Genomic DNA, 16,471 nt, shown 5'->3' with positions numbered 1-16,471 from the left:
AACTCCAATCTTGTTGAATAAGCTAGGGTTATTCATCACATGGAGTTTATTAAATGAGACAAAAACTAGGTAATAAATTACTCATTATCGCCGGCCTTGTACTGCTTATCTTGGTGCCAATTATGATGATCAAGGGGCTGATAATGGAGCGCTCCGAGCGCCATCAGGAAGTGCAACAGGAAATCGCCCGTAGCAGCAGTGGCGAGCAGGGCATAATAGGGCCGTTCCTGTATTTAGAATATATGGAACCCAAGCATAATGAGCAGGGACAAAGCTATACCGTGCTACACAAGCGGTTGCTGTTGCCGAGCGAGTTAAAATGGCAGGCGCAGTTAAGCACCTACGAGAAGTTTCGCGGCATCTATAAGGCCAACCTTTATCGCTCGCAAAACGATATTTCCGCCACCTTTAACACGCGCAAACTCAAAGATTATGAAGACAAGGATATCACCAAGCTGAATCTGGTGATGGTGGTGCAGGATATTCGTGGTATTGGCGTTGGCAGCATGGCGCAAATGGCCGGCGAGCAATTGGCGTTTCTGCCCGGCAGTCAGATTAAACAACTGGCCGATGGTGTGCATGCGCCTTTGGACTTACAGACCCTGCTGACGCAGGAGAAGGTGTCGGTGCAGATCAATCTTAACCTGCAGGGCATGAAGCGTTTTGCTATTGCCCCCGTGGGCGAAGAAACCCATGTCACCATGACCGCCGATTGGCCTCACCCGAGCTTTGTTGGTGACTACTTACCAACCTCATCAAGCATAGATAGCGAGCAATTTACCGCCAAGTGGCAGACTAATTTCTTCGCTACCAATATGCAGGAGCTGTTTGGCAACTGTGTGCGCAGCAAGGGCGATTGCAGTAACTTAAGGGAGCGTAGCCTGGGCGTAAATCTAGTAGATGGGGTCGATCATTATCTGAAAAGCCATCGCGCCACTAACTATGCGCTTTTGGTTTTGGTACTGGTGTTTTCAAGTTTCTTTTTACTGGAGATACTGCGCAAAGACGCGATTCATCCGGTGCAATATGGTTTTGTCGGCCTGGCCATAGCCGTGTTCTATTTGATGCTGGTATCGCTCAGCGAACATTTTGGCTTTAATCTGGCTTACCTGGTATCGGCTTTGGCCTCGAGTTTGCTGTTGAGTATTTATGTGGCGGGTATGCTGCACAGTTCGCGCCAGGGAGGGGTATTCTTAGGCGCTATTGCGCTGCTGTATGGGGTTTTGTTTAGCCTGCTGGCGGCGGAGGATTATGCCTTGTTGATGGGGGCGACCTTGGTATTTGCTGTGCTTAGTTTGATCATGATGCTGACCCGTAAGTTTAACTGGTATGGCAATAATGAAGATTAGCGTGATGACGTAACCATTTAGAAAATAATAAGGCCGCTAAAAAGCGGCCTTATTATTGGGTATTTATATTAACCGCGCGATAAAAACAGGGTCAGTGTGTCGCCAATACGCAGCGCATCCTTGGAGAGATTATTCCACTGCTTGAGCTTGGTCACGCTCACCTGATAACGACGGGCTATCTTCCACAGGCTGTCGCCTGAGGCCACCTTGTATTCAATTTGCTCATCCGCCAGCACAGGCAAAATCAGCTTGTCGCCGATACGGATGCGATCCGACTTTAGGTTATTAAAGGTTTTTAATTGCTGCACCGTGAGCGAATAACGTTTGGCGATAACGCTTAGGCTGTCGCCTTTTGCTATGGTGTAATTTTGCCACTGGCTGTAATCGCTGCTCTGCTGGTCGGCAATAAGTGCCTGCCATTGTTGCTTACCCTCTACCGGCACAACTAGGTGCGGGGCGTCTATGATGGCTGGAAAGCGGATCACCCCATGGTTAAGCTGTTCCAGCTTACCCCATTTCGTTTTATCGGCCAGCACCACGGCACCAGAAATCGGCAAGGTGGTAATGCTTGGCTTGTTGGCTATTAGAGGAAACTCCATTTTCTGATGCTTAAGCAGTTGCACCGCCGCCAGCAGTTTAGGCACATAGTGGCGAGTTTGCTTGGGCAGTTTCAGGGCGAAAAAGTCGGTGCTCTTACCGGCTTTTTTATTGTTTTCAATGGCCTTTAACACCCGGCCTTCGCCGACGTTATAGGCGGCTATGGTGTGATACCAGTCGCCGTCAAAGCGCTTATGCAGATACTCGATAAAGTCCAGCGCCGCCTGAGTGCTGTCGACTACATCCTGACGACCGTCATACCAAGGGCTGATTTTCACACCAAAATATTTGGCTAAAGACGGGGTGAGCTGCCACAGACCCGAGGCATGCTTATGTGAGTAAGCACTGGCATCAAAGTCGCTTTCGATCAGCGGCATAAGCGCCAGTTCAATAGGCAGCTCGCGCTTTTCCACCTCGGTAACAATATGGTACAGGTAAGGCTCGGCACGGCGGCTGATCTCTTCCATATAGTTAGGGTGCGATAAATACCAGTCGATACGCTGCTGTACCGCGGGATGATCTGAGTCGGCAAAGCGCAGTTGCATGCGAATGCGTTGCCATACGTCTTCAACTTGTTGCGGTGTGAGTGTACTTGCTGTTTTGGTTTGCTGGTCATTCTGCTTGGTGCTGACGCTATCAGTTGTGATTGTGCCTGCGCTGCTTTGGTTATCCGTTGCAGTTGTATCCTGCTGCGTCTGGTTATCGTTCGATGGCGTTGTTTGACAGCCAGCCAACACCAGGAAAAAAGAAATAAGTAAAATTCGATACATAAAAATTCAGTGTTATTAAGATAAAAAGTTATATGTGCGCTACCAAGGTGGTAATAGCGAAAGGGTGTGAGCTTAATCGGTTAAGCTGAACACAAAGTGAGCTAAAACTGAGCGTCGGCTTAAGTGTCTGAGCCACACCTGAATATTATTTTTGTTACTAGGGTCTGTTGACCTTTGTTGTTTGTTTCTGCAGCAGTTTGTAGTGTATTTGTACAAGGCGGCACATGTGTGGTGTAGTTATTCTACATAAACATGTAACAACACAGTAGAAATGCGCTACAAACGCTGCCCTACGGGTTCACCTAAACGCATCCTGCTCTGTGTTGCTCGCGATGAACATAGAATGACTATGCATCATAACGAGCGTCGTGATCAGAATGCGTTTAGATTGAACATAAAGTAAACCGCAAAGATAAACAGACCCTAAAGGTAGACCATTGATTTGTATGCTGGTTCCCTCTGCACTTGAGCATAGCACAGAGAAATAGTTGGAACGTAAATTTACTCCATGCCTAAGTGCGAAGTGTGGATAAGGAAAACGCGGCCTTATTCCTCTGCTACCTTTAATCTAGGAGAGCATATTTTAGGAGCAACAGCATGCAAGCCAATCAACTAAAAGCGGCCATCGCGGATAGTCACTATCGTGCCATTATCCTCAGTTATGCCGATGCCAGTCACTATCTAGCTGGGGTGATAGACACCCTGGGTAACTACCATATTTTGGCTGATCATCATGAGGTTACCAAGTCCTTTAATTCGCTGCGCGAAGCTGAGCGAGCGTTATCGGCGCTCGGTGCCACCCAAGCGCTGTTGAAGATGCAGTCGGCTTATGAAGAGCTGGGACCAAATGACGGCTTAGAAGAGCATATTTCTGACCTTGAATTGCGCCATCTTAGTTAGCACCTTCCTAAAGAAAGCCTGCATTGATTGCAGGCTTTTTTGTTTTTAAGCCCCTGATTATTGATGTTTTCCCCATTAGAAAGCGCGAATAAGGTAGTTTTGTTTATTTTTGCTGAACATAAATGATAATCGTTATTGATCACATAGTTCGTTCCTGTATCATACCCACCGCTAATAACAATCATTCGCATTTGTTTGCGAGGTTCTTTTACTTATTTAGGGATGATTAATGTCGTATTTATTTAAACTAAGCCTTCCTGCATTGGCAGTGGGCGTGCACTTTGCTGCTTTTGCCGACGATGAAAAGCCAAGCACTCAAGAAATGGAACGTATCGTGGTTACGGCTACGGGTTTCGAGCAAAAAGTCACGGATGCACCAGCCAGCATTTCAATCGTGACCAACAAAGATATTAAAGCGCACTCTTTCACCTCTGTTTTAGACGCCGTGCAGTATTTAGAAGGGATAGACATAGGTACAACCCGAGATAAAACAGGCCAAGGTAGTGTGAGCATGCGTGGTTTAACCGGCGAGTACACACTCTTGCTAATTGATGGCAAACGTCAAAACAACCATGGTGATATTTACCCTAACAACTTTGGCGGTAATGCCTTTAACCATGTACCTCCTGTCGATGCAATTGAACGAATTGAAGTAATTCGTGGGCCGGCCTCAACCTTGTATGGTGCTGATGCGCTTGGTGGGGTAATTAATATCATTACCAAAAAACATACTGACACCTGGAGTGGCGCATTGTCATTTAGCCGCTCATTTGCGCAAGATGATGACTTTGGTGATGACGTAACCACTGACTTTAACCTTACTGGGCCGCTGATCAAAAACGTACTAACGCTAGGTGTACGCGGTAGTATTTATGACCAACAAGCGTCATCACCTAGGTTTGAGCCAGCTGTTGATCCTAATGGTGTTATTCACGTGCGTGAACTTGGCTTTGGTAGAGGTGGCCGTACCGTAGATAACACCAACGAAGAGTATGGTTTCTCACTTAACTACACGGTTGCGAAAGGTCATCACCTACGCTTTGACTTTGATGACTCACATCAGGTATATGACAACACTCCTAGCTATGACATTGAATCAGGTGAAATTAATTACCCGTTAGGCACCAAAGACAACATTGAATCCATTTGGCAAGCTCGACGTGGGCAAGTTAACCCACGTGCAGGCTACGCAGCAGAGCAAACGTTTGACCGACAGTGGTGGTCACTTGATTACGAAGGTGAATTTAGCTGGGCAACGATGAAGGCCGCTGTCGCTTATGTGGATACTCAGAATAATGGCCGTACCCTACCTTTGAGTGTGGCGGAGCGTCTATTGTTACAAGAGATGTACGACGGCACCGGCGCATATGCTGGTATGGACGAACAAGCGCGTAAAGACTTAGCAGAAGAAACCTTTTTGCCGCGCTCGCAGCGTCCATTAGAAAGCAGCCAATACACTTATGACTTACGCTTTGATATTCCTCTTAGCGGTGCTATCGGTGAACACCACCTTGTTGTTGGTGCCCAATTAATTGACGGCAAGTTGAAAGATGGCGTGTTCGGACTAGAAAGCAACGAAGCTGGTAAGGTGCAAGAGCAAAACATGCACTCAGTATTTGTTGAAGATAACTGGATGCCAAACGATGCCTTTACTTTCACCACAGGTGTGCGTTACGACAATCACGACGTATTTGGTAGCCAAGTATCGCCACGGGCTTATGGTGTTTACACTTTTGATAATGGCTGGACAGTAAAAGGTGGTGTAAGCACTGGTTATAAAACACCAAAAACAACCGACTTATACGACGGTATTACAGGCTTTGGTGGCCAAGGAACGAGTCCATTCGCGGGTAACCCTGACTTAGAGCCAGAAACCAGCGTGAACTCTGAAATTGCGCTTTATTGGAGCTCAGGCACAGCTGGCCACAACTTTAACATCACCTATTACAACACCCAGTTTGAAGACAAAATTGCCAGAGGTGATAGCATTCAAAGCTGTGAACAAACAGGTGGCGTAAAGCCCTGCGTGAATTTAGGTGAGTACGACCAACTGGGTTACCAAAGTTACAGCCAGAAAATTAATATCGACGAAGTAGACCTTCAAGGTATTGAAGTAGCTGGTCGTTACGATATTTCGCAAACCTGGTCTATCAATGGTAACTACACATGGACAGACAGCGAACAAAAGAGTGGGTCTGAGGAGGGTCAGCCGTTAACGAATACTGCTGAACACATGGCTAACCTCACCGTGAGCTGGGATGCCACAGACAACATTGAGATCTACCTACAAGGCGTTTTCCGCTCAGATCGCTACCGTGGCTGGAACACGACGCTGGACAAGGCTCTTTATTACAAAGACTACAACTTGTTTAACTTAGGCGCACAGTTCTATGTGAACCAGTACGTGCAAATTAATGCCCGCATCAACAACCTGTTAGACGAAGACTTCACGACTTACAGCACTGACTATAAGGACTTAAATGGTAATGGTGAGTACGAATACTTAACTGGTCGCGGCGCAGTGAGCGAAGTGGTGTTCACAGACGATTACAACGTGAAAGACAAAGGCCGTAACTTCTGGTTAGGCGTCACTGCTTACTTTTAATTAAAACGAAAAAGGCCTCTTTCAATGAGGCCTTTGTTCTTATTCTACATCGAAAAACTCCAACACAGTTGGCCCGCTAGAATGATTGACGATTGAAGTGAATCGGTAGTATAGCGCTTTGCTATCACTATTAAGCTTTAACCCCGTTTTACCGTGTGAGCACTATGAAAATTCGCCCACTGCCAGACCCCAATGCATTTACCTAAAACACTTAGCCTTGCTCAGGTAAGCCAATGTGAGCATGGCCAAATTTGTAATCTATGGTGACTACAAAGTGTTTGAGAATATCGTAGCCGAGGATACCTTCGACTTTAGCGGATTTAATGCGGGTACCTGTTGTTGAGAATTGATCTTCCAGGTTTGCGCTTTGCCCTTCACCAGGTACGCTTACCAACACATTTTCCAGCGTATATGGGCCAAATTTAAATTCGTCGATACGCAATGAGTTGGTGGTGGCCAAGGTATTGACCCCTCTGCTAATCTCGGAGCTGAGCTTTTTGTTGTCTAACCAACCGAGTCTATCTGCAACAGAGCGTTTGATGGTTAAGCCGCCGTTACTGCCGGTATCGAGTAGCAACCAGGCGCTGCGCTCTTCGCCCAGAGCAACTTTAACTATGGGTCTTCCCGTCCCACGTTGCGCGCGCATTTCTATGTTTTCCAGTTCACCTAAATCCAGGCTATCTCGCGTGATTAAACGTATACGACTATTCGGATAGTCTATTTGCACTATGAATTTATCAAAGAAGCCTGCACCGAGCAGAATGCCGCTTGTGTGAAAACCTAATTGGGCTGCAACTAAGCCGTCTATTTGGGTATCGAATCCGAACAGGCTTAATTCGACCTGGTTATATGTTTTTTTGTCTTCAGTGCCGTAAACGCCTTTAACCCTGGTCTTGCCCGTGGCGGTTAAATCGAGCTTATTTTTTAAGATAAATGCAGTGTTGATGGCATGTATTTGGGCACCGGTGTCGAGTATGGCGTGAGTTTCAATGCCTTCTACGGTAACAGGAATGGTGATATGGCCATTACTTTGGCTAAAACTGATCCATTTAGAAATAGCTGCGAGTGAAGGGAAGTTACATAAAATCAGAGTGATATAAATAAGAGTACGCATAGCTTTTCGTCCTTGTGCGCTATTTAAAAGCAGCTTTGAGAATACTCAAATGTAACATCTATGTAAAATCAATCCTTAGAAATGTGCTGGGAATAACAGGTTGAGCTTTGCTTAAAGTTTCGACTATAATGCAGCATCTTTCGAATCGAAACTTACTTGTAGCTAAATGACCAAACGTAATACTCAACAACGCCGCCATACCATACTTAACCAGGTTAATGAGCTGGGTGAAGTGTCGGTTGAGGCCTTGGCGGAGCAATTACAGACCTCAGAAGTTACGATTCGAAAGGATTTGGCCTCGTTAGAGCAAAGCGGCCTGTTATTGCGCCGTTATGGCGGCGCCATTGCGCTGCCAAAAGAAATAGTCGCCGCCAGTGAGTCGCAAGACTCGGCTCGTAAACGCGCCATCGCCAAAGCGGCGGCGCAGCTGATTAAAGATCACCACCGCATCATTATCGACAGCGGCCGCACCACGGCGGCGATGATCCCCGAGCTGGCCTCCAAACGCGGCCTGGTGGTGATGACCAATGCCATCAATGTGGCCAGCAGGCTACTGGCGTTGGAAAATGAGCCAACCCTCTTAATGACAGGTGGCACTTGGGACCCGCATTCCGAGTCCTTCCAGGGCCAGGTAGCCGAGCAGGTGCTGCGCTCTTACGATTTCGATACCCTGTTTATAGGCGCCGATGGTATCGATGTTTCCCGTGGAACCACCACCTTCAATGAGCTGATCGGCTTAAGCCAGGTTATGGCTGAAGCCGCTCGCGATGTAGTGGTGCTGGTGGAGTCAGAAAAAATCGGTCGCCGCATCCCGAATTTAGAACTGCCTTGGCAAAGGGTTAGCACCCTGATCACCGACAGCAAGCTGGCGCCCGATTTGCGCCGGGAAATAAGCGCCCATGGCGTGCAGCTGATCTGTGCCGAGGTAAACGAATAAGCCCGACCGACAACATCGGGCAAAAATATAACACATACGTGCAAATGGAGAATTTATGTGTGGAATAGTTGGGGCCGTTGCAGAGCGCCCAGTAAACAAGATTTTAGTTGAAGGCTTAAAGCGCCTTGAATACCGTGGCTATGACTCGGCCGGTGTGGCCTTGTTGCAAGGCAATACCCTAAACAGCGTTAAAGCCGTGGGCAAGGTTGCCATGCTTGAGAGCGCCTTAAACGAGGCCGGTGTATCCGGCACTACGGGTATCGCTCATACCCGCTGGGCAACACACGGCGGTGTAACCGAAGCCAATGCGCACCCGCATTTGTCGAACAATGAACTGGCTTTGGTACACAACGGTATCATTGAAAACCATAGCAGCCTGCGTGAAGCGCTCAAGGGCGATGGCTATACTTTCCTATCGGAAACAGATACCGAGGTCATGGTGCACCTTATCCACCAGCTACGCCAGCAACACGACACCCTGTTAAGTGCGGTGCAGGCGGCGGTTAAGCAGCTTGAAGGCGCCTACGGTACCGTGGTATTCGACAAGGCCAACGACAATGAAATCATAGTTGCCCGCTCTGGCAGCCCGCTGGTAATTGGTCTGGGTCTGGGCGAGAACTTTATCGCCTCTGATCAGCTGGCACTCTTGCCTGTGACTCGTAGCTTTATCTTCCTGGAAGAAGGTGATGTGGCGCGTATTACCCGTGACAGCGTCGAGATTTTCGACCAAAACGGTGAGCCGGTGGAGCGTGAGGTGGTGGAATCTAACATCACTCAGGACGCTTCGGGCAAGGGCGAATATCGTCACTATATGCTTAAAGAAATCTACGAGCAGCCGATGGCGGTGCGCAACACCTTGGAAGGCCGTTTACAAGATGACCGCGTTGCGGTCGATGCCTTTGGCGACAGCGCCACACAAATATTTAAAGACGTACAGCACGTACAGATCATTGCCTGTGGTACCTCTTACCACTCGGGCATGGTGGCCCGTTACTGGCTTGAGCAGTTTGCTGGCGTCAGCTGTAATGTCGAGATTGCTTCCGAGTTTCGTTATCGCGAATCATTTGTACACCCGAACAGCCTGTTGGTAACCATTTCACAATCTGGTGAAACAGCTGATACCCTGGCCGCCTTGCGTTTGGCCAAAGAGCAGGGCTACATGGGCTCTATGACTATCTGTAACGTACCAGGCTCGTCATTGGTACGTGAGTCTGACTTGGCCTTTATGACCAAGGCAGGCGCCGAGATCGGCGTGGCTTCAACCAAGGCCTTCACCACGCAACTTGTTGGCTTATTGATGCTAACCGCATCGATTGCCCAGGAAAAGGGCCTAAACCAGGCAGAAATCGTTAACGCTATTAAGGCCCTGCCAAACAAATTGGAAGAAGCACTACAGCTTGCCGACGGTATCGAAGCCTTAGCGGAAGAATTCGCCGACAAGCATCACTCGTTGTTCCTTGGTCGTGGCTCTCAGTACCCTATCGCCATGGAAGGGGCGTTGAAACTCAAAGAGATCTCCTACATTCACGCCGAAGCCTATGCGGCGGGTGAGTTGAAGCACGGCCCACTGGCGTTAATCGATGCGGATATGCCGATCATCGTTGTGGCGCCAAACAACGACTTGTTAGAGAAGCTGAAATCGAATGTGGAAGAAGTACGCGCCCGTGGCGGCATCATCTATGTGTTCGCGGATAAGGATTCACATTTTGAGTCTGACGACACCATGCGCGTGATCAACGTCAATCATGTTGAAAACGTCATCGCCCCTGTGGTCTACACCATCCCATTACAGCTACTGTCATACTATGTAGCCGTCATTAAGGGCACGGACGTCGACCAGCCTCGTAACCTGGCCAAGTCGGTTACCGTAGAGTAATCATAGGTTGGTAGATAATAAAAATTGTCGGAGAGGAATAAAGTTTCATACTAAGTATTAAAGTATCATACTAAGTAATAAAGTTTCATACCGATATTGAGCAAAAAGCCGACTTTACGTCGGCTTTTTAGTGCGTAGGGCAATCTAGGGAATATGCGACGCATCGAGAATGAACTGGTTGCAAACTCTAATTACGGATGCAACTAATTAGGGGAGGTTTACAACAGGACCATCACGCTCAAGATATTGGACCAATCGAATCAATGTTCTGGACCAACCCAGATCTGCTCATATTCATTGCGCTTGGAAAGCGAGCTGTACTCGAAACGGTGTAGCCAACCCCATATCGCTTTAATGAAGAACACAACAGGAGGTAACGTATGACACATCAACTGGATGTGCTCTCCCTGTCTGAAGGAGTTGAGCGCGATAGTCAATCTGGAAAGTTAAGCGTTGAGTTGCAGGCTCAGGGGCAGACGGTATATGGAAAGAACCCTCTATTCCCCGATTATCTTGAACGCATCACACCAGATGGCAAAAAGTCTCTCGGCCAGTGGAAAGATGGCGAATTTGCTGAAGAGCTTTGTCTGCTTTGGTAACAGAAAGCCCCGCTAGTGCGAGGCTTTGGATTCAAAACGCTTATATCACTCTAACCCAATTAATGCTTTCGCTTCTTGAGTGGCTGAATCTATATCGCCAAACAATCCAGCAGGGTCTGGTGTTACTCGCACCTCATAAAACACTTCTTCTTCAGAATCATACTTCTGAACAAATTTTTGAAGCACAAACGAGCCTTCTTGTGACAGGTATATTTCAATGCTTACCTTGTCATCCTCTGTTGAGAAGCGTTTAATTTTTACCATTTAACTTCTTGTTTGATAGTCTAACGATCTCATTGAACCAAAACGCCCCCTCAGCTAAGCATGAAGGATCAAGGCCATTTAACTCTTCTTTTAGCTTTTGAATCAAATTCGCCTCAACTGTATTTTCAACAAAGGAGTCTTCGTCAATAGCAATCGCTTTTTCAACCATGATTGCATAAAACTGCAATGCTTTTCTAAGCTTAAAAGGTGAAGTATTCATAAGCTGCTCATCTGAACCTGCCATGACTTTCAGTGATACTAGGTCAATAAAGATATCTCTATCATCCCGATCTTCCCCAATTTTGAGACTATCCAATTTGCAAGGGTAGTTATCGAAATTAATGTTTGGGGCCGCCCATTCAGGCAACCCCATTTCACATAATGCTCTGATGTCACTAATAGGCGCATCAATTTCAGTGAAGATGCTTTTATCCCACTTAATGAACTGCGTATCTCCCCAATAATCTTTTTCTGAGTATCTAGTCATCTACTTTAGCAACTCTAATTTCGCATTATTGATAGCTTTAAAATATGTATCTAGCTCTACGTTTATAGAAGATTCCTGACCATTAGGAATTTCAAACCTTAATGGCTCATCGGGTTCATTGGTTACAATGCCGACAAAGACATTATCAATTTTAATTTCCGCTATCAGATTGTCATAATCCAAATCACTGCATACTGTTATTTCAATATTTTCCAAGCTGCTATTATTTCCTTAATGCAAGACCTCAAAATAACATTCTTCTTTGAAAACAGCAAAAAGCCCCGCGAAGTGCGGGGCCTTGGATTCAAAAGAAGTCGATTAACTGCCAGATTCGATTCTTTCCTTGACTCTGTTTAAGCTTTCTACAGCTTGTTCATAGCCTGAATCTATTCGTAAAGCACTTTCAAAGTAACTTGATGAAAGCTCTAGCTCATCCATTTCTTCGGCTATTTCTCCCATCCAGTAAAAAGCTTCTGGATCGTCAGGCTTTAACTTGGAGTATTTTTCTAAATCTTCAATTGCTTCCTTTAAAAGCCCTAAATCCCATTTAGAAATCCCCCTCTGCCAGATAGTATTTTTAGCTTTAGGATTCTTATCAATGGCTACATCAAAATCATCGATAGCTTGTTCAAAAGCTTCTAACTTGTGGTATGCGTAGCCCCTTTTAGCATATGCATATGCAGGCTCAGGAAAGCTGCTTATAACTTTGTCATATAGTTTTACAGCGTCCACATAATCAAGTTCATTTGCCTTCTGAAGTAAGAGGACTGCTTCATCTGAATATCCTGCATACATTTTACTGGTAGTCTTCATCTATTTGATCCTTTGTGCGGTCGGGTTCACCACGTCTCTTCTTATCATGACTATCTCTTCGGCCTTGTTTTCCATCTGTCTTTTCTTTTTCTTTAGCCTTCCACTTTACATAGTCCTCAGATACAGGCTCTCCTGCCTCGCCAAACTTCTTATCTCTAGCTTCTTGCTTTTGACGCTTTCGACGATCCTTTGCTTTTTCTTTTTTCTTAGGTTCTTCACCCTCTGAGTCAGAATCATCGCTCATTTCATTGTAAGCTATTACACCTAAGACGCCTAAGGTAGCTCCAATTACACCTCCAACAACAGCACCCACAGGACATGCAGGGCCAGTTGCTGCACAGCCAACGGCAGCTCCCGCGACAGGGTTCCTTCCATCAGGATCTGTATATTTATAAGGGTTATTGTTAGCGTAAGCGTAACGGTTGAAGCCATGTATTCCTCCAGTTCCGCCTAAATGTTCCAGAGTACCAACCGGATCATTGGAATAGAAACGACCTATGACTGGATCATAGTATCGTGCCTGCATATAGTTTAATGCTAGGTCGGTATCATATTTATGCGCGGTAAAACCGACGTCATCCCGCTTTTGTTCAAGCTCGTCTCCGAAAGGCTTGTAATGTGAAAGCGTAATCAGTTTCCCCGATAAATTCGTTTCGGCAGTCGGTGAGCCCAGCAAGTCGCTGTGAACAAATGTGACGTCTGCAGTGGCGAGTTTACAAACCAACCCGGAGAGTAAAATTAGAAATTTGATGTAGTAGTTCATAGCTCTATTCCTCCACCACCGGAGGCCTTGCAGGTAATTGTAGGTGATTTGTTGACTGTCTTTTTAAGTCCGGTGCCCTTGTCAGTCACGATGGCGCCTACGACCCCAGTTATTTCTTGATTAGTTCCTCGGCAGCGGTGACTGAATGTCATTGGGTTGGTGCCAGCACTATTGGCAAATAGTGGGTGGACAGCGTAATACCATTCGATATCACACCCCTTAGTACAACTGGTATTAAGAGATACGGTGATTGAAACCGTACCTGAGCCCGTCTTTGTAACTTCACAACTGGATGGGCTGCATGACATGCTTGCGGTAGGAGGGGACAATTCGGGTTTGCTGGTGTTCCCGGCACCATCTTTTGCAATCAGCTTATTGTTTAGGTAGACATAGTTAATGCCTCCGCTGGCGGTTTCTCGATAAAGCAAGGTGCCGCTTTGAGAGTAAAAACTATAACTTGTCCCTTTGCTGTCAGTTTGTTTAATTCTGCGGTTCTGAGCGTCATAGACGTACGTATTGCCTCCAGAATTAACCATTTGTTCGGCTAAGTTATAATTGAAACTTCTGAAGCTGTTATTCGTAACATTACCACGAGAATCATAAGTAAATGATGGGTATGATTTGGCAGCAGTGCCCGAGCCTGTAACTGAAGAAAGTCGGTTACGTGTCATATCATAGTGATAGGTAAGGCTGCTATTGGCGGTATTGTATGTCTTGATATTTCCGAGCGTATCATAACTGATTGATACGTTGCCGAAGCTGCCTTGACCTGAAAAAATCAACCAAGACACCCACTTTAATATTCCACACTTCCAACCACTTTGGCTACACTTTGAGTGTGTAACTCAAGGAGGAGTGGATCATGGCAACGCCTCGGAAAAACCAAATCAGTTTGGCTGATACTTCTTATTATCACTGTATTTCTCGCTGTGTGCGGCGGGCATTCTTGTGTGGCAAAGATGCACTGACCGGCCGCTCTTATGAACATCGCCGCGAGTGGGTTGAAAGTAAACTGTTGCAGCTAGCGCAAATTTTCTGCATAGATGTATGTGCTTATGCGGTGATGAGTAACCACACCCATATCGTACTGCATGTGGATAAGCCTAAAGCCCAGCACTTAACGGATAAAGCCATAGTGCTGCGGTGGCACAAATTGTTTAAAGGCACCGTGCTCAGCCAGCGCTTTTTGCAAGGAGAGCAGCTTGATACGGCTGAGCTGGCAGCTCTACAGGGTCGTATCTTGATTTATCGGGAGCGTCTCAGCGATATCAGCTGGTTTATGCGTGTACTCAATGAGGGGATTGCCCGTCAAGCCAATCGTGAAGATGGCTGCACCGGCCGTTTTTGGGAAGGGCGCTTTAAATCACAGGCTCTCCTTGATGAAGCCGCTTTAGTAGCTTGTTTAGCCTATGTGGACTTAAACCCGATCAGTGCAAAGGCCGCCGACTTACCCGAGCACTCAGACTATACCAGCGTGAAAGCCCGAATCGCATCAGCAAAGCAGGGTAAGCAACCCACTACCTTAATGCCCTTTGTTGGTAATCCACGCAAAAACATGCCTAAGGGCTTGCCTTTTGAGCTACAGAGTTACTTAGAACTGATTGAATGGACGGGACGCTGTATGCGTGAAGATAAACCAGGGCATATTTCATCTGATGCAACCCCCATTCTTCAACGGCTCGATATTTGCCCAGGAAACTGGCTTGCGCTCACAACTTCGTTCACCAAGGTTTTTCGCGGTGCTGTGGGTAAGGAACAAGCCTTAACAACTTACTGCCAGCATCAACACCGAAAACGACGTGTGGATTTAAGTAACAGTCAAGCGCTGTTTGCTTAGATATTCTTCTGCTCCCTTGTATTTAAACTCTCGGCCAGAGTGGTGACTTTGCATGTCACAAATTCACAGGAAAAGATAAAAACGGAAGAAAAATCGTCGAAATGCAGATTGAATTGAACAAAGCGCATAGGGAAAAGCATTAGTAGCAAGAAGCTAACTTTAGAGTGGGTGTCTTGGTAATTTTGGGTTAATTTTTGCAGTTGTTACAAGTATGCTTATCAGTTGGTTAGTTAGACAAGGTATTGCATTAAAGAGCTCTTCGAAGGGCGCTTAAAGCTTACAATTTTCTTATTTTGGTGCACTACAGCATCAGCAAACACGACTAATAGGATTTAACGTGATGAAAGTATTGACAGTTTTCGGTACGCGCCCTGAAGCGATAAAAATGGCGCCATTAGTACACGAATTAGCAAATGATCAACGCTTTGAAGCAAGGGTATGCGTAACTGCCCAGCACCGGGAAATGTTAGACCAGGTGCTGGAGCTATTCGAGATTGAGCCAGATTATGATCTTAATCTGATGAAGGCTGGGCAAACTCTGCCACAGGTGACCAGTCGTATACTGCTAGAGCTCACCCCAGTTTTACAAGAGTTTAAGCCTGATATAGTGCTGGTTCACGGTGATACAGCAACAACCTTTGCCGCAAGTCTAGCCGCTTATTATGAGCAAATTGCTGTCGGCCATGTTGAAGCGGGCCTGCGCACAGGCAATATTTACAGCCCCTGGCCAGAAGAAGCTAATCGCAAATTAACTGGGGCGCTTACTAAATTTCATTTTGCGCCAACGGATAACAGTAAAAATAACCTGATTAGGGAAAACTATGCACCGGAGCATATCCATGTAACGGGCAACACAGTGATTGACGCTTTGCTGATGGTAAAAAATAAAATTGAGGGTGACGCCAGCCTCAAAGACAAGCTCGCCTCACAATTTCCATTTATTGACCCCAGCAAAAAACTAATTCTCGTTACCGGCCACCGCCGGGAGAGCTTTGGTGGCGGCTTTGAGCGTATCTGTGAGGCGCTTGCCAAAACGGCACAGGCCCACCCAGAGAGCCAAATTGTTTACCCCGTACATTTGAACCCTAATGTGCAAGAGCCAGTTAACCGCATCTTAAATGGTATCAAGAATATTTTCTTAATTGAGCCGCAGCAGTACTTGCCCTTTGTTTACTTGATGAACCAGGCGCACATAATCCTGACCGACTCAGGCGGTATCCAGGAAGAGGCGCCCAGTTTAGGCAAGCCAGTTCTGGTTATGCGCGATACCACAGAGCGCCCGGAAGCCGTTGCGGCTGGCACAGTTAAACTAGTAGGCACCGATGTAGAAAAGATCACTGCATATTTGCACCTCTTGCTAACAGAACAGACTGCGTATCAGGATATGAGTTTTGCTCATAACCCCTATGGCGATGGCCAGGCTTGTAAGCGTATTTGCAACGCTTTGGTCGATAATCAACTATAAGCCGCTGTAGGTCTAATGTTGATCAGCACGTCACATTTTTGAATAACTATTCTTGTTTTATTCAATATTTACTAGGGGAAGCACAATTGCTTTAA

At 46.4% G+C, this 16,471-nt stretch carries 16 protein-coding genes; 8 read left to right on the top strand and 8 right to left on the bottom strand.

Features of this window, described 5'->3' with window-relative positions; genetic code table 11:
- Positions 1-53 precede the first annotated feature (53 nt).
- Complete coding sequence (gene creD, locus WCN91_RS09780; protein ID WP_342678555.1) at positions 54-1,349, top strand: cell envelope integrity protein CreD; 1,296 nt, start codon at positions 54-56, stop codon at positions 1,347-1,349.
- A gap of 68 nt (positions 1,350-1,417) precedes the next feature.
- Here creD and WCN91_RS09775 read toward each other — a convergent pair whose 3' ends face one another.
- The gene (locus WCN91_RS09775) at positions 1,418-2,716 is read right to left on the bottom strand and encodes a LysM peptidoglycan-binding domain-containing protein (RefSeq protein WP_342678553.1); all 1,299 of its coding nucleotides are present in this window, start codon (positions 2,714-2,716) and stop codon (positions 1,418-1,420) included.
- 597 nt (positions 2,717-3,313) lie between these two features.
- On the opposite strand from WCN91_RS09775, the gene WCN91_RS09770 reads away from it, so the two are divergent.
- Complete coding sequence (locus WCN91_RS09770) at positions 3,314-3,616, top strand: DUF6482 family protein (RefSeq protein WP_342678551.1); 303 nt, start codon at positions 3,314-3,316, stop codon at positions 3,614-3,616.
- Between the two features lie 229 nt (positions 3,617-3,845).
- The gene (locus WCN91_RS09765) at positions 3,846-6,221 is read left to right on the top strand and encodes a TonB-dependent receptor domain-containing protein (RefSeq protein WP_342678549.1); all 2,376 of its coding nucleotides are present in this window, start codon (positions 3,846-3,848) and stop codon (positions 6,219-6,221) included.
- Between the two features lie 211 nt (positions 6,222-6,432).
- Here WCN91_RS09765 and WCN91_RS09760 read toward each other — a convergent pair whose 3' ends face one another.
- Entirely contained in the window at positions 6,433-7,335 is a 903-nt protein-coding gene (locus WCN91_RS09760; RefSeq protein ID WP_342678547.1) for a retroviral-like aspartic protease family protein, read from the bottom strand.
- A gap of 166 nt (positions 7,336-7,501) precedes the next feature.
- Between WCN91_RS09760 and WCN91_RS09755 the strand changes: the two genes are divergently transcribed.
- The 3 genes from WCN91_RS09755 to WCN91_RS09745 all read left to right on the top strand — a co-directional run bounded on the left by WCN91_RS09755 (position 7,502) and on the right by WCN91_RS09745 (position 10,747).
- Entirely contained in the window at positions 7,502-8,272 is a 771-nt protein-coding gene (locus WCN91_RS09755; protein ID WP_342678545.1) for a DeoR/GlpR family DNA-binding transcription regulator, read from the top strand.
- A 55-nt stretch (positions 8,273-8,327) separates the two neighbouring features.
- A complete protein-coding gene (gene glmS / locus WCN91_RS09750; RefSeq protein WP_342678542.1) occupies positions 8,328-10,148 on the top strand; it encodes a glutamine--fructose-6-phosphate transaminase (isomerizing) in 1,821 nt (606 codons plus the stop codon).
- A 380-nt stretch (positions 10,149-10,528) separates the two neighbouring features.
- Positions 10,529-10,747: a hypothetical protein gene (locus WCN91_RS09745; RefSeq protein WP_342678540.1), complete on the top strand. Its 219-nt coding sequence runs from the start codon at positions 10,529-10,531 to the stop codon at positions 10,745-10,747.
- Between the two features lie 45 nt (positions 10,748-10,792).
- On the opposite strand, the gene WCN91_RS09740 is transcribed toward WCN91_RS09745, so the two are convergent.
- The 6 genes from WCN91_RS09740 to WCN91_RS09715 all read right to left on the bottom strand — a co-directional run bounded on the left by WCN91_RS09740 (position 10,793) and on the right by WCN91_RS09715 (position 13,865).
- Positions 10,793-11,011 carry a hypothetical protein gene (locus WCN91_RS09740; RefSeq protein WP_342678538.1) on the bottom strand — a complete coding sequence of 73 codons (219 nt, stop codon included), beginning with the start codon at positions 11,009-11,011 and terminating at the stop codon, positions 10,793-10,795.
- Positions 10,998-11,498: a hypothetical protein gene (locus tag WCN91_RS09735; RefSeq protein WP_342678536.1), complete on the bottom strand. Its 501-nt coding sequence runs from the start codon at positions 11,496-11,498 to the stop codon at positions 10,998-11,000. Before WCN91_RS09735 ends, WCN91_RS09740 begins: the two co-directional genes overlap by 14 nt.
- Positions 11,499-11,714, bottom strand: a complete 216-nt coding sequence (locus WCN91_RS09730) for a hypothetical protein (RefSeq protein ID WP_342678534.1) — start codon at positions 11,712-11,714, stop codon at positions 11,499-11,501.
- 102 nt (positions 11,715-11,816) lie between these two features.
- Positions 11,817-12,311, bottom strand: coding sequence for a tetratricopeptide repeat protein (locus WCN91_RS09725; protein ID WP_342678532.1), 495 nt, complete (start codon positions 12,309-12,311; stop codon positions 11,817-11,819).
- Positions 12,295-13,074 (bottom strand): RHS repeat domain-containing protein, encoded by a 780-nt coding sequence (locus tag WCN91_RS09720; protein WP_342678530.1) that lies wholly within the window; start codon positions 13,072-13,074, stop codon positions 12,295-12,297. The genes WCN91_RS09725 and WCN91_RS09720 overlap by 17 nt, the downstream gene beginning before the upstream one ends.
- A complete protein-coding gene (locus tag WCN91_RS09715; RefSeq protein WP_342678528.1) occupies positions 13,071-13,865 on the bottom strand; it encodes a hypothetical protein in 795 nt (264 codons plus the stop codon). The genes WCN91_RS09720 and WCN91_RS09715 overlap by 4 nt, the downstream gene beginning before the upstream one ends.
- Positions 13,866-13,936: 71 nt before the next feature.
- On the opposite strand from WCN91_RS09715, the gene WCN91_RS09710 reads away from it, so the two are divergent.
- Both WCN91_RS09710 and wecB read left to right on the top strand, forming a co-directional pair.
- The gene (locus WCN91_RS09710; protein WP_342678526.1) at positions 13,937-14,911 is read left to right on the top strand and encodes a transposase; all 975 of its coding nucleotides are present in this window, start codon (positions 13,937-13,939) and stop codon (positions 14,909-14,911) included.
- Between the two features lie 340 nt (positions 14,912-15,251).
- Entirely contained in the window at positions 15,252-16,376 is a 1,125-nt protein-coding gene (gene wecB / locus WCN91_RS09705) for a non-hydrolyzing UDP-N-acetylglucosamine 2-epimerase (protein WP_342678524.1), read from the top strand.
- The last annotated feature ends 95 nt before the right edge of the window (positions 16,377-16,471 follow it).

It is taken from the genome of Pseudoalteromonas qingdaonensis, assembly GCF_038739665.1.
Classification (GTDB): Bacteria; Pseudomonadota; Gammaproteobacteria; order Enterobacterales; family Alteromonadaceae; genus Pseudoalteromonas; species Pseudoalteromonas qingdaonensis.
Note: the sequence above shows the minus strand (reverse complement) of the source record. Positions and strands in the feature narration are given on the sequence as shown.